The sequence below is a fragment of the Clostridium sp. OM05-6BH genome, assembly GCF_003481635.1.
Classification (GTDB): domain Bacteria; phylum Bacillota; class Clostridia; order Lachnospirales; family Lachnospiraceae; genus Butyribacter.
Genome location: NZ_QULH01000042.1, coordinates 1 through 2,475 on the forward strand (window position 1 = coordinate 1; position 2,475 = coordinate 2,475).

The window sequence follows — 2,475 nt, forward strand, 5'->3', positions numbered from 1 at the left end:
TAAATTATTGTTTACGATAGAACGTAGATTATATATAATATCAATTAAGAAGGAGGGTATTATGGATACGGAAAAGGCGTATTTGAGTAATGATAAAGATATGATTCAATTCCGTTATGGAGATAAGATAATTCGTTTTCGTGGACCATATTCATTAGAGCGATTTATTTCCGTAAAGGAATGGGACAATGGGTATATCGTTGTAATGGCAAAGTATCAGCATAATGCGGAACCGGAGGAGGAATATATTGATATGATTCCTGTTTTGAGGGATTTATATATTGATGCCTCGGTTTTTTTAAAACCCATCAAGGAAGTGAGGTTGGTTTATGGACAAGATTAAACAGATTGCGGATCAAGCGGATATGATTATTAATGGATATGCATTTACGCGCGAAAAAAATCGAATCCGTATCTTGAATCTAAATAATCCAGAGAAAGCTTTGGTGATTTCGGAGGATGGAACGGTATTGGAAACGACAATGGATGATATTGAGATCTGCATTGTTACAGATTACTGGAAAAGTGATCGAGAATTTATGGAGGATGAGGATGCCTAAGTATTATCAGGATAAGATTTGTGGGTATTACCTGTATTTTACTTCGTTTTGCGTGATTGAGTGTATGCATGTACATGCAAGCGATAGAAAACTTACAGAAGAAGGATCTGCTAAGTTTTTTGTAAAGGCTGACGGTGATACTGTGTTACAGAATAGAGGAATGCTTAATGATAGAGATATTCGAAAAATACAAGCATACATTAAACGGCACTATAAAGAGATGTACAAAAAATGGGCTCAATATAGTGAAAATGACTTCTATCATGGGAACTAATTGGCTTGTTATGTAACAAATTCCTAGCAACGGCGGGAATAATAAACCGATAGAACTGCCGTTGAGTCGTTCTCTGGTAAAATAACAAAGGAGAATGACATATGAAACAACAGATCATTATTGATGTAATGCAACAGATGCTTCCCCACCTCGACAATGCCCAGATGCAGAAACTGCAAAAGGTTTTGGAATATACATTACATGGCTGTGAAATAACAGTGCTTGAGGAGAATGATAATGATAATTCGCAGTTGGTTGAATCTTTTGTCTCGGCAAAAAGAATTGAGGGATGCTCGGAGAAAACATTGAAATATTATCGCACTACAATAGAAACAATGTTAATTTTCGTTGATAAGAGTATTCGATATATACAAACTGAAGATTTGCGTTCTTATCTGATAAATTATCAGAATGAAAAGCAATCAAGTCGTGTGACGATAGATAACATCCGTAGAATTTTGTCAAGTTTTTTCTCATGGCTGGAGGACGAGGATTATATATTGAAGAGTCCTGTTCGGCGTATTCATAAGGTAAAAACCGCAACTAATATCAAGGAAACCTATACGGATGAAGAATTAGAAACGATGCGTGACAGTTGTACAGAGTTACGGGATTTGGCAATTATTGATATGCTTGCTTCGACAGGAATGCGTGTTGGTGAGATGGTGTTACTAAATCGGAACGATATTGATTTCAATGAGAGAGAATGTATTGTTTTTGGAAAAGGAAGCAAAGAACGAGTAGTTTATTTTGATGCTCGAACAAAAATACATTTACAGAATTATCTGAGGAGCAGAAAGGATGATAATCCTGCGTTATTTGTATCGCTGAAGTCACCATATGAAAGATTGAAAATAGGCGGTGTTGAAGTTCGCTTGCGAGAATTTGGAAAGCAATTAGGTTTGCAAAGGGTTTATCCACATAAGTTTAGGCGCACACTTGCAACGACGGCGATAGATAAAGGAATGCCTATTGAGCAGTTACAACAGCTTCTGGGGCATAGGAAGATAGATACTACTTTGCAATATGCAATGGTAAAACAGAGCAATGTTAAGATTGCTCACCGAAAATATATTGGATAAGGAGTAAACAATGGGACAATGGAATGAAGCGAAAATTGGGGAGATTGCTGAAGTTAAAGGAGGAAAAAGGATTCCTAAGGGAAGGAAACTTATTAAAGAACCTAACAGTCATCCGTATATTAGAATTAGAAATTTAGGAAAAACAAAGTATTTGCAATTAAATGCTGATTACGAGTATGTTGATGAAGAAACGCAGCAAATGATTGCTCAATATATAGTTAACCAAGGCGACATTTTGATAAGTGTCGTTGGAACTATTGGACTGGTTGGCATTGTTGGAAATACTTTGGACAAAGCAAACCAAACTGAAAATTGTGATAAGATAATCAATATAAAAAAGGTATTATCAGAATATCTTTATTATTATCTTGTTTCGAGTTTTGGACAAGATGAGATAAAAAAGGGCACTGTTGGGGCTGTACAACCAAAGTTGCCGTTGAAAAATGTGAAGGATATAACTGTTAAGTATCCACCTATTATAGAACAAAAACAAATAGTAGAAATTTTAAGTGCTATTGACGAGAAAATAGAACTTAATGAGACTATAAACAATAATTTA

General features: G+C 35.4%; 5 protein-coding genes. All 5 read left to right on the plus strand.

What is annotated here, in order from left to right:
- Nucleotides 1–343, plus strand: a 343-nt coding sequence (locus DXB73_RS14280; RefSeq protein WP_243104172.1) for a hypothetical protein, incomplete at its 5' end; no start/stop codon positions are given.
- Nucleotides 330–560: a hypothetical protein gene (locus DXB73_RS14285; RefSeq protein WP_022024062.1), complete on the plus strand. Its 231-nt coding sequence runs from the start codon at nucleotides 330–332 to the stop codon at nucleotides 558–560. The genes DXB73_RS14280 and DXB73_RS14285, both read left to right, overlap by 14 nt.
- Nucleotides 553–834, plus strand: coding sequence for a DUF4160 domain-containing protein (locus DXB73_RS14290; RefSeq protein ID WP_022024063.1), 282 nt, complete (start codon nucleotides 553–555; stop codon nucleotides 832–834). Before DXB73_RS14285 ends, DXB73_RS14290 begins: the two co-directional genes overlap by 8 nt.
- A 101-nt stretch (nucleotides 835–935) precedes the next feature.
- Nucleotides 936–1,916 (plus strand): site-specific tyrosine recombinase/integron integrase, encoded by a 981-nt coding sequence (gene xerA, locus DXB73_RS14295; protein WP_118691574.1) that lies wholly within the window; start codon nucleotides 936–938, stop codon nucleotides 1,914–1,916.
- Nucleotides 1,917–1,926: 10 nt separating this feature from the next.
- A partial coding sequence (locus DXB73_RS14300) for a restriction endonuclease subunit S (protein WP_182448373.1) occupies nucleotides 1,927–2,475 on the plus strand: 549 nt, incomplete at its 3' end.